The 21544-nt window shown below is 59.6% G+C and carries 14 protein-coding genes and 1 pseudogene; 8 read left to right on the top strand and 7 right to left on the bottom strand.

The features are described 5' to 3' along the window. Positions 1–295 precede the first annotated feature (295 nt). Both ACZRN6_RS34445 and ACZRN6_RS34450 read right to left on the bottom strand, forming a co-directional pair. Complete coding sequence (locus ACZRN6_RS34445) at positions 296–622, bottom strand: PA4575 family protein (protein WP_322147611.1); 327 nt, start codon at positions 620–622, stop codon at positions 296–298. 200 nt (positions 623–822) lie between these two features. Continuing rightward, positions 823–3261, bottom strand: a complete 2439-nt coding sequence (locus tag ACZRN6_RS34450) for a Lon protease family protein (RefSeq protein WP_322147612.1) — start codon at positions 3259–3261, stop codon at positions 823–825. Positions 3262–3528: 267 nt separating this feature from the next. On the opposite strand from ACZRN6_RS34450, the gene ACZRN6_RS34455 reads away from it, so the two are divergent. The 6 genes and pseudogenes from ACZRN6_RS34455 (at position 3529) to ACZRN6_RS34480 (ending at position 8981) form a co-directional block, all read left to right on the top strand. Beyond that, entirely contained in the window at positions 3529–4017 is a 489-nt protein-coding gene (locus ACZRN6_RS34455) for a DUF3015 domain-containing protein (protein ID WP_094952935.1), read from the top strand. Positions 4018–4111: 94 nt separating this feature from the next. Continuing rightward, complete coding sequence (locus tag ACZRN6_RS34460) at positions 4112–5965, top strand: Lnb N-terminal periplasmic domain-containing protein (RefSeq protein WP_464009890.1); 1854 nt, start codon at positions 4112–4114, stop codon at positions 5963–5965. A gap of 22 nt (positions 5966–5987) precedes the next feature. After that, positions 5988–6296 (top strand): annotated as a pseudogene (locus ACZRN6_RS34465) (chorismate mutase). Positions 6297–6673: 377 nt separating this feature from the next. Beyond that, entirely contained in the window at positions 6674–7759 is a 1086-nt protein-coding gene (locus ACZRN6_RS34470) for a type I restriction endonuclease (RefSeq protein ID WP_322147615.1), read from the top strand. A 297-nt stretch (positions 7760–8056) separates the two neighbouring features. Next, positions 8057–8413, top strand: a complete 357-nt coding sequence (locus ACZRN6_RS34475) for a hypothetical protein (RefSeq protein ID WP_322147617.1) — start codon at positions 8057–8059, stop codon at positions 8411–8413. 70 nt (positions 8414–8483) lie between these two features. Further along, a complete protein-coding gene (locus ACZRN6_RS34480; protein WP_464009891.1) occupies positions 8484–8981 on the top strand; it encodes a GreA/GreB family elongation factor in 498 nt (165 codons plus the stop codon). Here ACZRN6_RS34480 and gdhA read toward each other — a convergent pair. Both gdhA and ettA read right to left on the bottom strand, forming a co-directional pair. Next, on the bottom strand, positions 8978–10315 hold the full coding sequence (gene gdhA / locus ACZRN6_RS34485) for an NADP-specific glutamate dehydrogenase (RefSeq protein WP_464009892.1): 1338 nt from the start codon (positions 10313–10315) through the stop codon (positions 8978–8980). The genes ACZRN6_RS34480 and gdhA overlap by 4 nt on opposite strands. A 335-nt stretch (positions 10316–10650) precedes the next feature. Next, on the bottom strand, positions 10651–12315 hold the full coding sequence (gene ettA, locus ACZRN6_RS34490; protein ID WP_322147620.1) for an energy-dependent translational throttle protein EttA: 1665 nt from the start codon (positions 12313–12315) through the stop codon (positions 10651–10653). 283 nt (positions 12316–12598) lie between these two features. On the opposite strand from ettA, the gene ACZRN6_RS34495 reads away from it, so the two are divergent. Both ACZRN6_RS34495 and glyA read left to right on the top strand, forming a co-directional pair. After that, positions 12599–16450: a bifunctional diguanylate cyclase/phosphodiesterase gene (locus ACZRN6_RS34495; protein WP_322147621.1), complete on the top strand. Its 3852-nt coding sequence runs from the start codon at positions 12599–12601 to the stop codon at positions 16448–16450. Positions 16451–16678: 228 nt separating this feature from the next. Next, on the top strand, positions 16679–17932 hold the full coding sequence (glyA, locus tag ACZRN6_RS34500) for a serine hydroxymethyltransferase (protein WP_322147623.1): 1254 nt from the start codon (positions 16679–16681) through the stop codon (positions 17930–17932). A gap of 119 nt (positions 17933–18051) precedes the next feature. Here the strand turns inward: glyA and yjiA are convergent, their stop codons facing one another. The 3 genes from yjiA to ACZRN6_RS34515 form a co-directional block, all read right to left on the bottom strand. Then, entirely contained in the window at positions 18052–19017 is a 966-nt protein-coding gene (gene yjiA / locus ACZRN6_RS34505; RefSeq protein WP_464009893.1) for a GTPase, read from the bottom strand. Between the two features lie 126 nt (positions 19018–19143). After that, positions 19144–19341: a YbdD/YjiX family protein gene (locus ACZRN6_RS34510; protein ID WP_003176208.1), complete on the bottom strand. Its 198-nt coding sequence runs from the start codon at positions 19339–19341 to the stop codon at positions 19144–19146. Positions 19342–19356: 15 nt separating this feature from the next. After that, positions 19357–21423, bottom strand: a complete 2067-nt coding sequence (locus ACZRN6_RS34515; RefSeq protein WP_322147629.1) for a carbon starvation CstA family protein — start codon at positions 21421–21423, stop codon at positions 19357–19359. Between the last annotated feature and the right edge of the window lie 121 nt (positions 21424–21544).

Consider the following 21544-nt stretch of genomic DNA (forward strand, 5'->3'; position numbering starts at 1 on the left):
GCTGGCGCTCGACAGCTGCTACGGGGTGTGCGGTCAGCGGATATCACTCAGCGCCGTTTGCCGCCCGCCATTGAGCTGTCGCAAACACGGTGCAGTATGAGTTTGAGGTGAAGCTGGACAAACCCGAGGCAGCCCCTGCCCCCGAGCCATAGAACACAACTCCCCGTCCCCGTAGCAGCTGTCGAGCGCCAGCGAGGCTGCGTCGGGTACGAACGGGGCTCGGAGTCAGACACGATGTCGGCGGTGCGGCCGACGCAGCCTCGCTGGCGCTCGACAGCTGCTACGGGGTGTGCGGTCAGCGGATATCGTTTAGCGCCGTTTGCCGCCCACCGTTGAGCTGTCGCAAGTGCGCTTGCAGGTGCACGCACCAGATCTGCGGGTCGTCTGCCAGCTCGTAACCGTGCAGAGTCAGGCTATCAACAATCGAATCGAGAATGGTTTGTGCCACGAAAGGTCCATGGAACGGGCCTTGGGACTTGATGGTGGAAGGCTGCTCACCGGTCATTCCGGCGGCAAACAACAAGGTCCACATCCCGGTATCCCCCGCAAGAGGGCGAATGGAACATTCGATACGGGTGACCAGGCCCAGGCACTGGCGGGTAAGGCAGAGGTTGCGCGACATGGCGGCGACCCTCGGTAGATCCGGTGTTCAGCCTCGCAGGGCAAGACTGTCTCTATCCAGCGACTCCTGTGGATATCCCTTGAGCTGAGAATAGAAGAAACCCGGTACAAACCAAGGCGGGGGGACCAACGGACGACTGCCTTCCAGGTGGCGTCAAAAATATGCCGAAGGAGCCGGATCGCCGGCCCCTTCGGCATTGATTACACCGGCTTGGCCTCAGCCAGCGCTTCCAGTGCCAGTTCCTTCTCGGCTTCCTTCAGATCATCTTCACTGATCATCTCGGCAATCGCCCGCAGACGCTCGACCACCCGCGCATTGACGCTGCCTTCCGGGAATTGCCCCTCCTCGTCCGGCGAACCGGCCGGCTCGCCCACCAGCAGGCTCAAGGCCTCGTCGGCCTGGCGCACGGCGTACACATGGAACTGCCCCTGCCGCACGGCCTGCAACACCTTCTCATCGAGCATCAGCGTCGCGACGTTGGCCTGGGGAATGATCGCCCCCTGCTCGCCGGTCAGCCCGCGAGCTTCGCAAAGACGGAAGAAGCCTTCGATCTTCTCGTTGACCCCGCCCACTGCCTGCACTTCACCAAACTGGTTGATCGAGCCGGTGATAGCAAAGCATTGCTTGAGCGGCGTCTTCGACAGGGCCGAGATCAACGTGCACGCCTCGCCCAGGGATGCGCTGTCGCCGTCGACATAACCGTAGGACTGCTCCAGGGCGATACTCGCCGAGATCGCCAGCGGGAATTCCTGGGCATAACGGCTGCCCAGGTAACCGGTAAGGATCATCACGCCCTTGGAGTGGATCGGCTGGCCGAGGTTTACTTCACGCTCGATATCGACGATGCCGCTGCCACCCGGGTACACCGAGGCAGAGATCCGCGCCGGCACACCGAACGCCGAGTCACCGACCTCCAGCACCGTCAGCCCGTTGCACTTGCCCACTGCCGCACCGGCCGTGTCGATCAGGATCACCCCGGCGAGCATGTCGTCGAGAATCCGCGCCGACACCCGCCCGGTGCGCGTGGCCTTGGCCTTGAGCGCGCGCTCGATGTGCCCGGCATCCGTGCGCTCATCACCCGCCAGGTGACGAATGAAATCCGCTTCGCTGACCAACTGGAACAAATCACCAATACGCGCCGACAAGCGTCCCTGGTTCTCCGCCAGACGCGCGCTGTAAGTGGCCAGGCGGGCAACCGCATCCGAGGTCAACGGCGCCATGCCCTCTTCCGAGGTGCGGGTTTTCAGCAGCTGGGCGAACTGCTCCAGGCTTTCATCCACCATCGGGATGTCTTCGTCAAAGTCGACCAACACCCGGAACATCTCCTGAAAGTCCGGATCGGCGTCTTGCAGCGCGTAGTACAGCTGGCGGGAGCCAATGATGATGACCTTGAGCTGCAACGGGATCACTTGCGGGTTGAGGGTCACGGTGGCCAGGCGGCCCAGTTCGCCCAACGGTGACTCCATCTTCAGCTTGCGCGATTGCAGGGCACGCTTGAGGGCATCCCACACAAACGGCTCACTGAGCATTTTCTCGGCTTCCAGGATCAGGAAGCCGCCATTGGCACGGTGCAGCGCACCCGGGCGCAACTGGCGGTAAGTGGTGTAGAGCGCACCCTGGTCGGTGCTGTATTCAATACGGCCGAACAGGTTGTCGTAGGTCGGATGCGGCTCGAACACCACCGGCGCACCACCGTTGACCGGATGACCTACCACCAGGCTCGGGCAGTACTGTTCTTCCAGCAACTTGCGGGCCTGGGCGTCGGTTTTCGCGTCGTCCACCAACTGCTCGACCACGGTTTTCAGCAGGTACACCTGCATCGCCTGCAAGTAGCCGCAGACCGCCCCGTTCTCCGCATACTTTTCCGAAAGCGGCGACAACAATGGCTGCAAGGCCAGCGTGATGGTTTCTTCGTTGAACTGGCGCATCTGGTTATTGGACTCGCGCTTCCACTGGGGCAGGCTGGCGAGTTCTTCGTTGAGGCGTTCTTCAAGCTCGGAAATATCGGTGTGGAAACGCTCGCGATCGGCTTCCGGCAACTGCGAGAACTCGGCCTCATCCAGCGCCTTGCCGTCGAGCATCGGGGTAAACGCGATGTTGGTGCTGTCACGGTACAGCGCCACGTCCTTTTCCAGGGCCAGGCGCTCGATTACGTCCAGGGCGCGGTCGTAGCGCTGGTTGAAGGCACGGTCGATGGCGCTTTTGCGCTGTTGATACGTCGGGTGTTCAAACACGGCCGGGAAGGTCGCGACCAGGTTGTCGATCAGGCCGTTGATATCGCTGATGAACGCGGCAGCACCGCCCGCAGGCAGTTCCAGCGCCCGGGGTTCGCGAGGCTCATCGAAATTATTGACATAGACCCAATCGGCCGGGGTCTGCAGGCGCTTGCCTTCGGCCTTGAGGTAGCGTTTGACGAACGAAAAGCGCCCGGTACCAGGCTCGCCCATCACAAATACGTTGTAACCGGGGCGTGGCATGGCCACACCGAACTGCAAGGCTTCGACCGCACGTTCCTGGCCAAGCACACCGCGAAAGGGCTCCAAATCATTGGTGGTCGAGAAGCTGAACTGTTCAGCGGAAAAAGGACGAGTCAGCGCTTCGGGCGCTAGACGCAAGCTGGCAGCAACAGGATCAGGCATCGGGCTTCCTTACATCAGGCGGGGCAGATGTCGGCATTCTGGCGCCGGGTATGGCTGGCTGGCAAGGCACGGCTTAGGGAAAGCATAGCCCTGGGATCGAGGCCGTAAAAAAACCCCGTATTTATGGCTTGTTTCACAAAAAGTCACGGAACCCTTGGATCGTGCCTAAACTCCAAACTGCGCGGGTTGGACTAATAACCGGCCCCTAGGGCGCTTCGAAGCGCCTGAACCCTTGTCCATTGGTTTGCACACAAAGAGAACAAAGCTATGAAACGGATCCTTCTCGGTACTCTCTTCACCGTCGTCTCCCTCAATGCAATGGCTGAAGCGCCAGGTGGCCCGAACTGCGGTTGGGGCAACATGTTGTTCGAAGGCCAACGCGGCACGCCCGCTCACTTCCTGGCTTCCACCACCAACGGCACCTCGGGTAACGCCACCTTCGGCATGACCTCGGGCACCAACGGCTGTAACACCAACAGCGCACTGACCTACGGCGGCAAATCGTGGATTGCCATGAATGGCATGATGAACGAGCTGTCCGAAGACATGGCCAAGGGTAACGGCGAAGCGCTGACCACCTACGCCGTGGTACTGGGCGTTGCTCCTGAAGACCGCGAGCACTTTGCCGCTGTGACTCACGAGCACTTCCAGCAAATCTTCAGCAAGGCTGACGTAACCGCTGATGACGTGCATAACAACACCCTGGCTGTACTGAAAAGCGACACCCGTCTGGCGAAATACGCTACCCAGGCTTAAGCTCGACCCACCCGTGCCTTTCGAGGCACGGGTTTTATTATTTTTGGACCTGCCTCCCCTTTGGGTCTTTTTTATCTCGACTTAAGTTGCCCACATGCTCAAACGCCTTGCCTACCTGGCACTCTTCGCCTGCGCCCCGCTGTATGCGGCGCCGCACCTTGATGATCAACGTTTGCAGCAACTGGCCAACGACCCGTTCTGGCTTTCGCTGGGGCATTACGAGTCCGGCAAGTTCGAAGGCTGGCGCAGTTATGTCAGCGACAAGAAATTCTTCCTCGCACCCGATGGCGCCCACCATCCGGACCAGGAACTGAAGGCCACCGTAGAGGCACTGTATGCCCCGGCCAGCCTCGGCGAAAAACACACCCAATGCGTTTACCCGGCACGCACCCGCTGGCTCAAGGACCAGTTGCACCTGACTGACCTGCCGGCGCTGGAATGCAAGGAATTCAAGCAATGGTTCAAGGACGTCGCCCCCCACAGCGCGGTGATGATCTTCCCGGCGGCCTACCTCAACAGTCCGTCGTCAATGTTCGGCCACACCCTGCTGCGCATCGACCAGGCTGACGTGCAGAGCAACAACACCGCCCTGCTCAGCTACGCGATCAACTTCGGCGCCTACATCGAAGGCTCGGACAACAGCATCCTCTACGCCTGGAAGGGCCTGATGGGCGGCTATCCGGGCTTGTTTGCCCTGGTGCCCTACCAGGAAAAACTCTCGGAATACCGTAGCCTGGAAAACCGCGACCTGTGGGAATACCGCCTGAACCTGACCCAGGTCGAGACCGAGCGCATGGTCGAGCACGTGTGGGAGCTCAAGCAGATCCAGTTCGACTACTTCTTCTTCGACGAAAACTGCTCCTATCGCCTGCTGGAACTGCTGCAAGTGGCCCGCCCAAGCCTGCGGCTGACCGAACAGTTCCCGCTGACCGCCATCCCCACCGACACGGTCAAAGCCGTTAAAGAAGCCGGCCTGGTGGAGAAAATCGACTATCGCCCATCCCGTGAGCGCGAACTGCTGGAACGTGCCAAGCCGCTGGACCGCGACGAGCAGCAATGGGTGCTGAAGATCAGCGACGACCAGAAACAACTGCAAGACCCGGCCTTCAAGACCATCGCCAAAGAGCGCCAGGCCCTGATCATCGACGCCGCCTACCGCCTCGGCCGCTACCGCGCCAACGGTTTGGAGCGCGACACCGAACGTTCGCAGCGCAGCTTCGAACTGCTGCGGGCAATCAACCAGAACCCGGCGCCCGACCTGAACATCGAACGCCCTGGGCTGCCCGAAGACGGCCACGAATCCCGCACCTGGCAAGCCGGCATCGGCACCCGCGGCGACAAGGCCTTCGGCGAATACGGCCTGCGCATGGCCTACCACGACCTGAATGACAACGCCGAAGGCTTCCCCCTGGGCGCACAGATCGAAATCCTGCAAATGAAACTGCGCCAGTACGAAGGCAATCACTGGCAGTTGCAGCAACTGGACCTGGCGACGATTCGCTCACTGACCCCGCGCAACGAACTGCTGCAGCCTTGGTCCTGGCAAGTCACCGGCGGCCTTGAGCGCGTACCGGGCAAGCATGACGATGAAACGCTGGTCAGCCACGTCAACGGCGGCGCCGGCGGCACCTGGCAACTGCGCGACGACATGCTCGGCTTCGCCCTCGGCACTGTGCGCGTGGAACACAACAGCGACTTTGGCGAAGCGATCTCCCCGGCGGCCGGGTTCAATACGGGTGTGCTGTGGCGCAACCCGCTGGGCAACCTGAGCCTGGAAGCCAAGGGTGATTTCTTCACCAATGGCGAAGTGCGGCGCAGTATCAGCCTGAATCAACAGTGGGAATTGTCGCGCAACCTGGGGCTGAGATTGAGTGCCCAGCGTGAATACAGCCACCTGGCGACACCGGTGAACGAGGTGATGCTGGAGGTGAAGTGGTATCACTATTAATCCGTCAGGAGCTTCAACAGACATGGCCGTCAACTGCATCAGCCTTGAACAGGTCCGGGAAAACATCGACCGTCTCGATCGACAGATCGTCACCCTATTGGCCGAACGGGGCGGCTTTGTCTCCCAGGCTGCGCGGTTCAAAAAAGACAGTGACGGGATTAAAGCGCCTCAGCGGGTTGAGTAGGTGATTGCCAAGGTTCGCGATCTCGCTCACACCGTTGGCGGTAACGCTGACGTCACAGAGCAAGTTTATAGGGCGATGATTGCAGCGTTCATCCAGCAAGAACTGGCCGAACACACGGCCCTCGCACTTAACTCAACCGCGCCATAACCCTTGTGGTGAGGGAGCTTGCTCCCGCTGGGCTGCGCAGCGGCCCCACAGCCAGACACCTCACCCTATCTGAAATATCTCAGTAGCCTGAACAAGGGGCCGCTTCGCGCCCCAACGGGAGCAAGCTCTCTCGCCACAAGTTCAGCGCCGCCTTGAAGTAGCAAGCCGCCTACGAATTCAATCTCGGCTCAGAAATTTTCCCGCCCCTCTCAAGTCATTGATAAATAAGCGCGAAAAATCATACGGTTTTTTTGCTTTTTTCATCCGACGCGAATCGGCTTTATTACATTCTCTTTATCAGAATTAATGTCTAGTATCGGATGGCAATCAAATTGCCACCATCTCTATACACGGATCTGAATAGATAAGAGGCTTATATGGAATTCTTTGAAAAGCTCACCAACTTGGCGGCTAAGGTTCGCCTGCAAGGACCCGCCATCCAAACGGAAGAAGCCACAAAAAACGCTTTTGTAATGCCGTTTATAAATACGGTGTTGGGCTACGACGTATTTGACCCTCAAGAAGTAACGCCGGAATTTGTCTGCGATATCGGGACGAAAAAAGGTGAAAAAATTGATTACGCCATTATGAAAAATGGCGAAGTCCAGATACTCATAGAATGCAAAAAAATTGGTGAGTCACTGAGCATCAACCACGCTTCGCAATTGTTTCGCTATTTCCACGTCACAAGCGCGAGGATATCGATTCTTACCAACGGTCAGGTCTATCGATTTTTCACTGATCTGGACGCTCCCAACAAAATGGATGAAAAGCCTTTTTTAGAGCTGGACTTACTGGACATTGATGAATATTCAGTACCGGAACTGATCAAGCTGACGAAGTCTGCATTCGATGTAGATTCGATTATCAACGCCGCCGGCGAGCTGAAATACGTCAGCCAAATCAAAAAAGTTATCGCCGCGCAGATCAGCAAGCCGGACGATGACTTCGTCAAGGTCTTCGCTTCTCGGGTGTACGAAGGAGTGATTACACAGAAAGTCCGAGAGCAGTTTTTTGAGTTGACTCGAAAGGCGTTAAGCCAGTTTCTCAACGACCAGATCAATGATCGACTTAAGTCAGCCATGAGTGGGTCCATTCAGCCGGCTCTAGCCTCATTGCCCACTTCTCTCGCCGCTAACACCGAAATTACAGAGCGTGAGGAGTCAGAAGATAAAATACTCACTACTCTGGAAGAACTTGAGGGATATCACATAGTAAGGGCTGTCGTACGTTCTGTTGTGGATGCTAAACGAATCGTACAGCGGGATACACAGAGCTATTTTGGGATATTGCTGGACGACAATAATCGCAAGCCGATTTGTCGCCTTCACTTCAACCGCAGTCAAAAATACATTGGGATTTTTGACGAGGAGAAAAATGAAACCCGACATGCAATATCCTCGATTGACGAGATTTACGAGTACTCAGACCACTTGAAGAAAACTGTGGGGTACTACGATTGAAGGCTGGCGGGTAGAGGTCGAACACTTTTGTGGGCCCGTCGGAGTAATGTGGTGAGGGCTGCTGCGCAGCCCAGCGCGGGGCAAGCCCGCTCACCACAGCAAGGCCGCTCACCATAGGAATAAGGGCTTGTCTCTAGGCGACGGGTGTCATCGATTGAGTGAGGTCGTCTACCACTGCCTTGCCTGTCTTGCATCAACCCTTTAACTCAACGCCTTTCTCACGTCCCTTTCACCGCTCCCCAACGAATCGCCTTCTAGACTTCCCCCATCAGCCGTTTACCGGCCAGGGAGCAAGCGATGTGGCGGTACGCAGTAATGTTGGGCCTGTTGGCCTTGCTGTCGGGTTGCCAATCAACCCACGAAGATTTGCTGGCCAAGGGTTACCCACCCGCCTTCGCCGACGGCTACGACGACGGTTGCAGCAGCGGCCGCCAGGCCGCCGGGGTGATTACCGGGGAATTTCGCAAGAACGTTCCCCGCTACCTGAAAGACCGCACCTACGCCGAAGGCTGGGATGACGGCTTTCGCCAGTGCAAAGCCATGCGCGAGAACGAAGACCTCAATGACTACAAGAACCGCCATTGGGACGACCGCGAACGCGCCTGGCAACAGGAAAAAGATCGCGACGCCGCTCGGGCCTATCGCTCGCCATAGGTCGTTTTCAGACATCCGGCGAAACTTAACCTCTGCAACCATGGCCCAAACTCCATAGCAGGAGAACGTCATGAGTCGAGCTTTCGTCAATGAAGACAGCGCCGCCGCCCAGGCCAGCCAGCCGGTGGAACGCCAGGTGAGTGCGCAACCCAATCACCTTACCGCCCGCGGGCTTGCACAATTGCAGGCCAAGGTGGCGCAATTGCAGAGCGAGCACGGCGAAGAGTCTGCCAAGGGCGAGCAGGCCGATAAACAGCGCCAGGCCGACGTTGAGCGGGATTTGCGTTACTTCAACCAACGCCTGCAAAGCGCGCAAGTCGTGGCCCCGGCGACCTCCACCGACAAGGTGCAGATCGGCAGTTGGGTGACCTTCGCCAATGAACAGGACGAAGAGCAGCGCATTCAGTTGGTCGGCGAAGACCAGGCCGATGCCGCGGTGGGCCTGATCAACTGGGGTTCGCCGCTGGGCCGGGCGCTGCTGGGTGCGCAGGTGGGTGACGAGGTGCTGTGGAAGCGCCCCGTCGGTGACCAGTTGATCGAAATCCTGCGCATCGAGCCCGAGGTTTAGACGATGCCTTGGGCCAGCATCGCGTCCGCGACTTTCACAAAGCCTGCGATGTTCGCGCCCTTCACGTAGTTGACCCGGCCGTTCTCTTCGCCGTAATGCACGCACGCATGGTGGATCGACTGCATGATGCTGTGCAGCTTGCTGTCCACTTCACCGGCGGTCCACAGCAGGCGCATGGCGTTCTGCGACATCTCCAGCCCGCTTACCGCCACGCCGCCCGCATTGGACGCCTTGCCCGGCGCGAACAGGATGCCGGCCTCGATAAAGATATCCACAGCCTCAAGGGTGGTGGGCATGTTGGCGCCTTCGGCCACGCACACGCAGCCATTGCGCAATAGGGTGCGCGCTGCTTCGGCGTCCAGTTCGTTCTGGGTCGCACAGGGCAGCGCGATGTCACACGCCAGTTCCCAAGGCGCTTTGCCGGCGCGAAATTCCAGGCCAAAACGCGACGCCAGTTCGCTGATGCGCCCGCGCTGCACGTTTTTCAGCTCAAGCAGCGCCGACCATTGTTCTTCGGTCAAACCGCTTTCGCAGTACAGGGTGCCTTCGGAGTCGGACAGGGAAATCACTTTGCCGCCCAGGTCCATGACCTTGCGCGCCGCGTATTGGGCGACGTTGCCGGAGCCGGAGATGGCCACGCGCTTGCCTTCGACCCGCTCGCCATTTCGCTTGAGCATTTCTTCAGCGAAGTACACACAGCCAAAACCGGTAGCTTGCGGGCGGATCAGGCTGCCGCCGTAGCTCATGCCCTTGCCGGTCAGCACCGAAGTGAACTGGTTGCTCAGGCGCTTGTACTGGCCAAACAGGAAGCCGATCTCCCGGGCGCCCACGCCGATATCACCGGCGGGCACATCCACGTCCGAGCCGATATGGCGATACAACTCGCTCATGAACGCCTGGCAGAACCGCATCACCTCGGCGTCGCTCTTGCCCTTGGGATCGAAGTCAGAGCCGCCCTTGCCGCCGCCCATGGGCAACGAAGTCAGGGAGTTCTTGAAGGTTTGTTCGAACGCGAGGAATTTCAGCACGCCCAGGTTTACCGACGGGTGGAAACGCAGGCCGCCCTTGTACGGGCCGATGGCGCTGTTCATCTGGATCCGGAACCCGCGGTTCACCCGTACCTTGCCTTGGTCATCTTCCCACGACACCCGGAACACAATCGCACGCTCCGGCTCGCAGATGCGCTCCAGGATGCCCGAGGTCAGGTAGTGGGGATTGGCTTCAAGAAATGGCCACAAACTGCGCAGGACTTCTTCCACGGCCTGGTGGAATTCAGGCTGGTCAGGGTCGCGTTTCTTGAGACGGGCAAGGAAGGATTCAACGGATTCAATCATGAAAAGTCTCGGCAAATTTATTGTCGTTAAAGGAGATTTGTCCCGGACTTTATCAATTCATGTCGCACCGCGACAGGGCGAAATGTCGCTTTTGTGAATTTAAATGGTGCATTGGATATAAATACAGGCGGTTTTTGCACCTCAATGAGGATTTCAATCCAGGCCTTGCACCAACAATTAACCCGCTATCGCAGGCAAGCCAGCTCCCACATTTGGAATGCATTTCAACTGTGGGAGCTGGCTTGCCTGCGATGAATCCACCTCGGTCCAGCTGAAAAAATGCAAAAAAAAGCGGAGCCACAAAGGGCTCCGCTTTTTCAAACCACCAACCTGAATCAGGCCAGTTTCTTGTGCCGTACACGATGCGGCTGGGCAGCGGCTTCGCCGAGGCGTTTCTTGCGATCGGCTTCATATTCGGTGTAGTTGCCTTCGAAGAACACCGCCTGGGAGTCGTCTTCGTACGCCAGGATGTGAGTGGCCACGCGGTCAAGGAACCACCGATCGTGAGAGATCACAATGGCGGCGCCCGGGAAGTCCAGCAGGGCTTCTTCCAGTGAACGCAGGGTTTCAACGTCGAGGTCGTTTGACGGTTCGTCGAGCAGCAACACGTTGCCGCCTTCCTTCAAAGTCAGGGCCAGGTGCAAGCGACCGCGCTCACCACCGGACAGGTCCTTGACGAACTTCTGCTGATCGCCGCCCTTGAAGTTGAAACGGCCAACATAGGTGCGCGACGGGATTTCATAGTTGCCGATACGGATCTGGTCGGAGCCGTCGGAAATCTGCTGGAACACGGTCTTGCTGCCGTCGAGGTCGTCGCGGCTCTGGTCCACGCAAGCCAGTTGCACGGTTTCGCCGACTTCGATGCTGCCCGAATCCGGTTGTTCCTTGCCCATCAGCATGCGGAACAGGGTGGATTTACCCGCGCCGTTACCGCCGATCACGCCAACGATGGCGCCTTTAGGCATGGAGAACGACAGGTTGTCGATCAACACGCGGTCGCCGTAGCCCTTGGAGACGTTCTTGAACTCGATGACCTTGTCACCCAGGCGCGGACCGGCCGGGATGTAGATTTCGTTGGTCTCGGAACGCTTCTGGAATTCCTGGGACTGCATTTCCTCGAAGCGTTGCAGACGCGCCTTGGATTTGGACTGACGCGCCTTGGCGCCTTTACGCACCCATTCCAGTTCGTCTTTCATGGCCTTTTCATGGGCCGACTGCTGCTTGGATTCGGCCGCCAGACGGTCGGACTTGGCTTCCAGCCAACCGGAGTAGTTGCCCTCGTAAGGGATACCCGCGCCACGGTCGAGTTCCAGAATCCAGCCGGCAACGTTGTCCAGGAAGTAGCGGTCGTGCGTGATCGCAACCACGGTGCCCGGGAAGTCGTGGAGGAAGTGCTCCAGCCAGGCGACGGAATCGGCGTCCAGGTGGTTGGTGGGTTCGTCGAGCAGCAGCATGTCGGGAGCCGACAGCAGCAGGCGGCACAGGGCCACGCGACGCTTTTCACCACCAGACAGGTGTTCAATCTTGGCATCCCACGCCGGCAGGCGCAGCGCATCGGCGGCGACTTCCAGTTGGCGGTCCAGGTTGTGGCCGTCGCTGGCTTGCAGGATGGCTTCAAGCTTGGCCTGTTCTGCTGCCAGTTTGTCGAAGTCGGCATCTTCTTCAGCGTAAGCCGCGTAAACCTCGTCCAGGCGGGCCTGGGCGTTCTTGATTACGCTGACCGCTTCTTCGACCACTTCACGCACGGTCTTGGTTGGGTCCAGGATCGGCTCTTGTGGCAGGTAGCCAATGTTCAGGTCGGGCATCGGGCGGGCTTCGCCGTCGAACTCGGTGTCGACGCCGGCCATGATTTTCAACAGCGTGGATTTACCCGAACCGTTGAGGCCGAGCACGCCGATCTTGGCGCCCGGGAAGAAGGACAGAGAAATGTTTTTCAGAATTTCCCGCTTCGGCGGAACAACTTTTCCCAGCCGATGCATGGTGAAAACGTATTGAGCCATGGTGAACCTAGCGTCAGTGACTGATGAATTAAGCGGGCGAAGCCCGTGCCAGGCCATGCGCCGCGCGGGCCTTTGATAACGATCAATGCCTGCGTACGGTAGATGCCTGATTGTCTGGGGCTGGAACGCCCTCGCGTAACCGGCAAAGCTACCTCAATGCAGGTGGGCAGTCCAGCCAGGCAGGGCTGGCACTTTGCCACAACACAAGGCATGCTAGCCGCCCTTCGGGCGTCCGGCTTATAGTGCACGTCGCGCCAGTCCAGCCAAACCGCAGGATCACAGTTTGTCCAACGTAACAAAGCCAACTCCCCTGCGAGCCGCTCATATAGCGCCGGGAGCGCCCCTGCACGGAACCCTCAAGGGCGCACTGGCGACGCTGGTCCTGCTGCTGCTCGCGTTATTGTTCTGGCAACTGCTGGACCAGTTACAGCAAAACCAGAAAAACCAGCAGCAATACACCATCGACTACAGTGCCGACCTGGCCGAGCAGATCAGCCTTAACATGGCCCTCAGTGCGCAGATTGCGCTGAACCTGCTACCGATCGTCGAGCCGCCGCGGGACACCGAACAGCAACAAATCCTGATGCGCACGCTGCAACGTTCCCTGCCGGAACTGCGCAGTGTCGCCCTGCTCGCCCCCAGCGGCGCGATGATCAGCGACAGCGCCAACGACAGCCAGGACAGCGCCTGGCTCGAAGAGCTGGTCAAGCGCAGCCATGCCCAGTCCTACTACTTGAGCAACAATAACGACGGCACCGTTATCTACCTGCTGCTGCATCAGCCCAGCGGCGGCGCCAAAATGTACTGGGCCTTGCGCCTGGCACCCAATTACCTGGCGAACCTGACCCGCCAGGACGGCCAGGGCCAGCGCCCGATGTGGGTCATTGAAAACCGCCTCAACCACCGGGTGGTCAGCCGTGACACGGGCATGCCGGCCCAGTGGGCTTCGGCGCTGACCCCGGATGAATTGAACAAAAGTGTATTGGTCACGCCCCTGAGCAAGAGTGACTGGCAACTGCGCGGCCTGTTCGACCGCGCCGCGGTGCTGGAACAACTGCTGCCGGCCTTTATCGGCAAATGCCTGCTGGGCCTGGCGTTCTCGCTGATCCCGGTAATCGTGCTGCTGAACATGCGCCGTCGCCAGCGCCAGGTGCACGAGGGGCGCCGCCGCTACCAGGATATTTTCGAAGGCACCGGCGTGGCGCTGTGCGTGCTTGACCTGTCCGGCCTGCGTGCGTTCTTCGGTAAGTCCCAATTGCAGACCCGCGAGCAACTGCAACAGTTGCTGCTGGCCAACCCGGAACAGCGCCAGCAACTGCTTAAGGAACTGCGCATTACCGAGGTCAACCAGGTGGCAGTACGCCTGTTGAATGTGGCCTCTTGCGAACAAGCCTGGGAGCGCCTGATCGACGCTTGCCCGTCGAGCCCTACCGCCATCGGCAACCAGGTGATCGACGCGGTGCTGACCCAACAGAAGCAACTGGAACTGGAAATCCAACTCAGCGATCTTCACGGTAATGACCAATACCTGTGGCTGGTGATGCGCCTGCCGGAACAACAGGACGACTTCAAGGCCGTGATCCTGAGCATCAGCGACATCACCAGCCGCAAGCTGATCGAGTTGTCGCTGGTGGAGCGCGAGGGTTTCTGGTCGGACGTGGTGCGTACCGTGCCCGATCACCTGTATGTGCAGGATGTGATCAGCCAACGGATGATCTTCAGCAACCATCACCTGGGCCATACCCTGGGCTACAACAAGCCCGAGCTGCAGCAGATGGGCGAATACTTCTGGGAAATCCTGCTGCACCCCGAAGACGCCGAACGCTACCACGACCTGCGCCTGCAACAGCGCCAGGCCGGCTACTTGAGCCAGCTTCAGTGCCAGTTGCGCTTTCGCCATCGCAACAACCAATGGCGGCGCTTCGACATCCGCGAACAGGCCCTGGCCCGGGACAAGACCGACCAGGTCACGCGCATCATCGGCGTGGCCAAGGACATCACCGACCAGATCGAGGCCAGCGAATCCCTGCGCGACAGCGAACAGCGCTACCGCATGCTGGCAGAAAGCATCAGCGACGTGATCTTTTCCACCGACAGCAAGCTTGCCCTCAACTATGTCAGCCCGTCGGTGAACGCCGTGCTGGGCTATGACGTCGACTGGATCTTCGAAAACGGCTGGCAGTCGACTATCGCCAACCCCCAACAATTGAGCGGTATCTACAGCCTGGTGGAGCAAGTCAGCCGCGCCCTGGACCAACCCGAATCCCTGGCCGCCTTGCGCAACGATGTGCAGACCCAGCTGTTCCTGTTCGATTGCCTGCGGGCCGATGGGCGCAAGATCCCGATCGAACTGCGCCTGGTGTTGGTGTGGGACGAACACGGCGCGTTCGAAGGCATCCTCGGCGTGGGCCGTGATATCAGCCAGCAACGCCGTGCGGAAAAAGACCTGCGCATGGCCGCCACGGTCTTTGAACACTCCACCTCGGCGATCCTGATCACCGACCCGGCCGGCTATATCGTGCAGGCCAACGAAGCATTCAGCCGGGTCAGCGGTTATGCGGTGGCAGACGTGCTTGACCAGTTGCCGAACATGCTCACCGTCGACGAACAGCAGGAAGCCCACCTGCGCTACGTACTCAAGCAATTGCACCAGCACAGCACCTGGGAGGGCGAAGTGTGGCTCAAGCGCCGTAACGGCGAGCATTACCCGGCCTGGGTCGGGATTACCGCCGTGTTCGATGACGAAGGCGACCTGGCCAGCTACGTGTGTTTCTTCAGCGACATCAGCGAGCGCAAGGCCAGCGAGCAGCGCATCCACCGCCTGGCCTACTACGACGCCCTGACCCACCTGCCCAACCGCACGCTGTTCCAGGACCGCCTGCACACCGCGTTGCAGTCGGCAGAACGGCAGAAGTCGTGGGTGGTGCTGATGTTCCTCGACCTCGACCGCTTCAAACCGATCAACGATTCGCTGGGCCACGCCGCCGGCGACCGCATGCTCAAGGAAATGGCCACCCGCCTGCTGGGCTGCGTGGCCGAAGACGACACCGTGGCGCGCATGGGCGGCGACGAGTTCACCTTGCTCCTGCAACCACGGGCCAGCCGCGAAATGGCGTTGAACCGGGCGATCAGTGTGGCCGAGCAGATTCTGGCGAGCCTGGTGAAGCCGTTTGTGCTGGAAGGCCGAGAGTTCTTCGTCACCGCCAGTATCGGCATCGCGTTGAGCCCGCAGGATGGCAACGAGTTGAGCCAGTTGATGAAGAACGCCGACACGGCGATGTACCACGCCAAGGAGCGCGGCAAGAACAACTTCCAGTTCTACCAGGCCGACATGAACGCCAGCGCCCTGGAACGCCTGGAACTGGAAAGCGACTTGCGCCACGCCCTGGAACAGAACGAATTCGTGCTGTATTACCAACCGCAGTTCAGCGGCGACGGCAAACGTCTGACCGGCGCCGAAGCTTTGCTGCGCTGGCGCCATCCGCGCCGCGGGCTGGTGCCGCCGGGGGACTTCATCCCGGTGCTGGAGGAACTCGGGCTGGTGGTGGACGTGGGCGACTGGGTGATCAGCGAAGCCTGCCGCCAGCTCAAGACCTGGCACCAGAACAAGGTGCGGGTGCCCAAGGTCTCGGTGAATATCTCGGCCCGACAATTCTCCGACGGGCAACTGGGCGAGCGCATCGCCACCATCCTCAAGGACACCGGCCTGCCGCCGGCGTGCCTGGAGTTGGAGCTGACCGAAAGTATCCTGATGCGCGAGGTCAACGAAGCGATGCAGATCCTCGCCAGCTTGAAAAACCTCGGCCTGAGCATTGCGGTAGACGACTTCGGCACCGGTTATTCATCGCTGAACTACCTCAAGCAATTCCCCATCGACGTGCTGAAGATCGACCGCACCTTTGTCGACGGCCTGCCTTCGGGTGAACAGGACGCACAGATCGCCCGCGCGATTATCGCCATGGCCCACAGCCTGAACCTGGCGGTGATCGCCGAGGGCGTGGAAACCCATGAGCAGTTGGACTTCCTGCGCGAGCATGGTTGCGATGAGGTGCAGGGTTACCTGTTCGGGCGGCCGATGCCGGCGAACCGGTTTGAGGCGCAGTTCAGCAATGATGCGCTGTTCATGTTTGATTAACCCCCCGTAGCAGCTGTCGAGCGTCAGCGAGGCTGCGTAAGCCGCACCGCCGAGCCATCGCCCGGCACTGGACCGAGTCGCTGCCGACGCAGCCTCGCTGGCGCTCGACAGCTGCTACGGGGCTAAGTGAGCCCCGCTTGTCCGCGACATGATGTCCTTTCATATGCCATCTAAAACCCATTGGGTTAGAATGCGCTTCTTTTCTGCCCCCGATCCTTGAGGACCGCCATGTTCAGCCGTGATTTGACCATTGCCAAGTACGACGCCGATCTCTTTGCCGCCATGGAGCAAGAAGCCGTGCGCCAGGAAGAGCACATTGAGCTGATCGCTTCGGAAAACTACACCAGCCCAGCGGTTATGGAGGCTCAAGGTTCGGTTCTGACCAACAAGTACGCCGAAGGCTACCCGGGCAAGCGCTACTACGGCGGTTGCGAGTTCGTCGACATCGTTGAGCAACTGGCCATCGACCGCGCCAAGGAACTGTTCGGCGCCGATTACGCCAACGTCCAGCCACACGCCGGCTCCCAAGCCAACAGCGCCGTGTACCTGGCCCTGCTGCAAGCCGGCGACACCATCCTGGGCATGAGCCTGGCCCACGGCGGTCACCTGACCCACGGTGCCAGCGTTTCCTCCTCCGGCAAGTTGTACAACGCGGTTCAGTACGGCATCGACGGCAATGGTCTGATCGACTACGACGAAGTCGAGCGCCTGGCCGTTGAGCACAAGCCAAAAATGATCGTGGCCGGTTTCTCTGCCTACTCGCAGATCCTGGATTTCCCACGCTTTCGCGCAATCGCTGACAAGGTGGGCGCCTACCTGTTCGTCGACATGGCCCACGTGGCCGGTCTGGTTGCCGCTGGCGTCTACCCGAACCCGGTGCCATTCGCTGACGTGGTGACCACCACTACCCACAAGACCCTGCGCGGTCCACGTGGTGGCCTGATCCTGGCGCGCGCCAACGCCGAGATCGAGAAGAAGCTCAACTCTGCCGTATTCCCAGGCGGCCAGGGTGGCCCGCTGGAGCACGTAATCGCTGCTAAAGCGATCTGCTTCAAGGAAGCCCTGCAGCCTGAGTTCAAGACCTACCAGCAGCAAGTGGTGAAAAACGCCAAGGCCATGGCAGGCGTGTTCATCGAGCGTGGTTTTGATGTGGTGTCCGGCGGTACTGAGAACCACCTGTTCCTGCTGTCGCTGATCAAGCAAGACATCTCCGGTAAAGATGCTGACGCCGCTCTGGGCAAAGCCTTCATCACCGTGAACAAGAACTCGGTACCGAACGACCCACGTTCGCCGTTCGTCACCTCCGGCCTGCGCTTCGGCACCCCGGCTGTGACCACTCGTGGCTTCAAGGAAGCAGAGTGCAAGGAACTGGCTGGCTGGATCTGCGACATCCTGGCTGACCTTTCCAACGAAGCAGTGATTGATTCTGTTCGTGAGAAGGTCAAGGCTATCTGCAAGAAGCTGCCGGTATACGGCGCTTGATTGCAGTTGCTTGAATGAAAAGCCCGGCTCTTGAGCCGGGCTTTTTTATGGCCGATTTCAAATTGAAATAAGGTCAAATGGGGGAGCTGGCTTGCCAGCTCCCACATATTGAGTGCATTTCAAGTCAGGGTTTGGTGGACCCGGGCAAAGCCTTCGCGGATTTTGTCTTCCGGCAACTCGTCGGCAATAAACACAATCACACTTTCACGCGCCTCACCCTCGGCCCAATCGGTGTCCCAATCGAACCCGTAGAGCTTCAGCACGCCCTGGAACACCATGCGCCGGTCTTCGCCTGCGATGTTCAACACGCCTTTGTAACGCAGCAATTGCTTGCCGTGGTCTTCCAACAGCTCGTTCATGAACTCACTGAGCTTGTCGATATCCAGCGGCTGGTCGGTGCGCAGCACCAGGCTCGAGATACGGTCGATGGACGGCGCCTGGCTCACCGGGCGCAGGCTCATGCCGGCGTTGAGGTTGAAGCCGCGCACATCCAAAAGCTCTGCGAGGTCGATCTTGCCGTGCTCCACCACACGAATCGGTGCGCGGCGGTTGATACGGGTCAGGCGCTCGCTAAGAGCGTCGAAGCTGGCGTCGTCCACCAGGTCGCGCTTGCTCACCAGCAGGCGGTCGGCAAAACCGATCTGTGCCTGGGCGATGGTCTGGGTCAGGTGGTGCTCGGCGTGGGCCGCGTCCACCAACGTAATGATGCCGTCGAGAATGTAGCGCTCGCGCAGTTCTTCATCGATAAAGAAGGTCTGGGCTACGGGTGCCGGGTCGGCCAGGCCGGTGCACTCGATCACCAGGCGGTCGAAGGCAATCTCGCCGCTGTCCAGGCGCTCGAGCAGCAGGTACAGGGCCTTGGTCAGGTCGGTGTGGATGGTGCAGCACACGCAGCCATTGGACAGGGTCATGACTTGCACCGGCTCGCTGCCCAGCAGTTGGGTGTCGATACCGGCGTCGCTGAATTCGTTTTCGATCACGGCGATTTTCAAGCCGTGCTCGGCCTTGAGCAGGTGGCGCAACAAGGTGGTTTTGCCAGCGCCGAGGAAGCCGCTGAGGATGGTGACGGGGATGGGGGTTAACAAAACAACGATCTCCCATGCGCTAAAAGAACTGTAGGAGCCCGGCTTGCCGGCGATGGCGGTGTGAAGATCGCTATCGCCGGCAAGCCGGGCTCCTACAGTCGTGGTGTTGGGTTCAAGTACGGTGTTTCAACAGCACTTGGGCCCACCCTTGCCGCCGTAACGGGCTTCCTGGCGTTCCCGGAAGAACGCCTTGTAGTCCATCATCGGCTTGTCCGGGTGTTTGGTTTGCATATGCTCGACGTAGGTGTCGTAGTCGGGCATGCCGACCATCAGGCGTGCGGCCTGACCGAGGTATTTACCGAGGCGACTGATGTCATTGAACATGATTGCAACCCTCTATCAAGCGTCCGGGATGGCCTGGTATGGCGCTTCTTTATCCGTACGTTCCTTTTTGCCCCAGGCGGCAATGCCGACCTTGAGCGCATAGAACAGGATGCTGAATACCACGAACAGGAACAGCGCCGTCAGCGTTGCGTTGGTGTAGGCGTTCCAGATCACGTGTTGCATCTGGTCGATGCTCTTGGCCGGAGCGAGGATCTGGCCAGCAGCCAATGCATCGCTGTACTTCTTGGCCAGCGACAGGAAGCCAATCGCCGGGTTAGCGTCGAACAGCTTGATGAAGCCCGCAGTCACGGTGCAGATCAGCAGCCATACAGCCGGCAGCATGGTCACCCAGATGTAGCGCTGGCGCTTCATTTTGATCAGCACAACGGTGGCGAGCATCAGTGCAATACCGGCCAGCATCTGGTTGGAGATACCGAACAGCGGCCATAAGGTGTTGATACCGCCCAGTGGGTCGATCACGCCTTGGTACAGCAGGTAACCCCACATCGCCACACACCCTGCGGTGGCGATCAGGTTGGCCGTCCAGGACTCGGTACGCTTGAGCGCCGGCACGAAGGAGCCGAGCAGATCCTGAAGCATGAAGCGACCGGCACGGGTACCGGCATCCACGGCAGTCAGGATGAACAGCGCTTCGAACAGGATCGCAAAGTGGTACCAGAATGCCATGGTGTTTTCACCCGGCAGCACACTGTGCAGGATCTGCGCGATACCCACCGCCAGGGTCGGCGCACCGCCGGCACGCGCCAGGATGGTGGTTTCACCGATGTCATGCGCCACTGCCTGCAACGCTTGCGGGGTAATCGCAAACCCCCAGCTGCTGACAGTTTGCGCCACGGTCACCACGTCGGCGCCAACAATGGCGGCCGGGCTGTTCATGGCGAAGTACACGCCGGGTTCGATCACCGAAGCGGCAACCATCGCCATGATGGCCACGAACGACTCCATCAACATGCCGCCATAACCGATGTAACGGGCGTGCCCTTCACTGGCCAGCAACTTGGGCGTGGTGCCCGAGGCGATCAGTGCGTGGAAACCCGAGACCGCGCCACAGGCGATAGTGATGAACAGGAACGGAAACAGGCCGCCCTTCCACACCGGGCCGGTGCCATCGATAAACTGGGTCAGCGCCGGCATTTTCAGGTCGGGCATGGTCACCAGGATGCCAATCGCCAGGGCGATGATGGTGCCGATTTTCAGGAAGGTAGACAGGTAGTCACGTGGCGCGAGGATCAGCCACACCGGCAACACCGCCGCGACAAAGCCATAACCCACCAGCATCCAGGTGATCTGGATCCCGGTGAAACTGAAGGCCTTGGCCCATACCGGGTCAGCGGCAATCTGCCCGCCCAGCCAGATCGAGCCCAGCAGCAACAGCACGCCGACAATCGAGATTTCGCCGATGCGGCCCGGGCGGATGTAGCGCATATAAATGCCCATGAACATCGCGATCGGGATGGTCGCCATCACCGTGAAGATGCCCCACGGGCTTTCGGCCAGGGCCTTGACCACGATCAGCGCCAGCACCGCAAGGATGATGATCATGATCAGGAAGCAGCCAAACAGCGCGATGGTCCCAGGCACACGGCCCATTTCTTCGCGAACCATGTCCCCCAGGGAACGGCCGTTACGACGAGTAGACAGGAACAGGACCATGAAGTCCTGCACCGCCCCCGCCAGCACCACGCCGGCGATCAGCCATAACGTGCCGGGCAGGTAACCCATCTGCGCCGCCAGTACCGGGCCGACCAAAGGCCCCGCGCCGGCGATTGCCGCGAAGTGGTGACCGAAAAGAATGTGTTTGTTGGTCGGCACATAGTCCAGACCGTCGTTGTTGAGCACGGCGGGGGTAGCCCGCAGTGGATCGAGCTGCATCACATGGTTAGCGATGAACAGACTGTAGTAACGGTAAGCAACCAGATAAATGGCCACTGCTGCGACCACAATCCACAAGGCGTTGATCGCCTCGCCGCGGCGCAAGGCCACTACGCCCAGGGCGCACGCTCCTACGATTGCCAGCAGCAGCCAGGGTAGATGGCGTAGCAGGCTATTATTATTTTTCATTTTTATATTCCAGCCAGGGTGGACAGAAAGACAGCCATCCCGAGTTTAGCGCTACTGGCCTCAAAGGCCACCCCCCTACGTTGGTCTAGAGCCTTGCCGGGGCGAAAAAAGCAGAAAAAAC

It is taken from the genome of Pseudomonas sp. A125, assembly GCF_055409485.1.

What these genes read in the sequence shown, in the direction of transcription:
- ACZRN6_RS34445 (WP_322147611.1), bottom strand. Translation starts at nt 622, where the DNA reads ATGTCGCGCAACCTCTGCCTTACCCGCCAGTGCCTGGGCCTGGTCACC.
- ACZRN6_RS34450 (WP_322147612.1), bottom strand. Translation starts at nt 3,261, where the DNA reads ATGCCTGATCCTGTTGCTGCCAGCTTGCGTCTAGCGCCCGAAGCGCTG.
- ACZRN6_RS34455 (WP_094952935.1), top strand. Translation starts at nt 3,529, where the DNA reads ATGAAACGGATCCTTCTCGGTACTCTCTTCACCGTCGTCTCCCTCAAT.
- ACZRN6_RS34460 (WP_464009890.1), top strand. Translation starts at nt 4,112, where the DNA reads ATGCTCAAACGCCTTGCCTACCTGGCACTCTTCGCCTGCGCCCCGCTG.
- ACZRN6_RS34470 (WP_322147615.1), top strand. Translation starts at nt 6,674, where the DNA reads ATGGAATTCTTTGAAAAGCTCACCAACTTGGCGGCTAAGGTTCGCCTG.
- ACZRN6_RS34475 (WP_322147617.1), top strand. Translation starts at nt 8,057, where the DNA reads ATGTGGCGGTACGCAGTAATGTTGGGCCTGTTGGCCTTGCTGTCGGGT.
- ACZRN6_RS34480 (WP_464009891.1), top strand. Translation starts at nt 8,484, where the DNA reads ATGAGTCGAGCTTTCGTCAATGAAGACAGCGCCGCCGCCCAGGCCAGC.
- gdhA (WP_464009892.1), bottom strand. Translation starts at nt 10,315, where the DNA reads ATGATTGAATCCGTTGAATCCTTCCTTGCCCGTCTCAAGAAACGCGAC.
- ettA (WP_322147620.1), bottom strand. Translation starts at nt 12,315, where the DNA reads ATGGCTCAATACGTTTTCACCATGCATCGGCTGGGAAAAGTTGTTCCG.
- glyA (WP_322147623.1), top strand. Translation starts at nt 16,679, where the DNA reads ATGTTCAGCCGTGATTTGACCATTGCCAAGTACGACGCCGATCTCTTT.
- ACZRN6_RS34510 (WP_003176208.1), bottom strand. Translation starts at nt 19,341, where the DNA reads ATGTTCAATGACATCAGTCGCCTCGGTAAATACCTCGGTCAGGCCGCA.
- ACZRN6_RS34515 (WP_322147629.1), bottom strand. Translation starts at nt 21,423, where the DNA reads ATGAAAAATAATAATAGCCTGCTACGCCATCTACCCTGGCTGCTGCTG.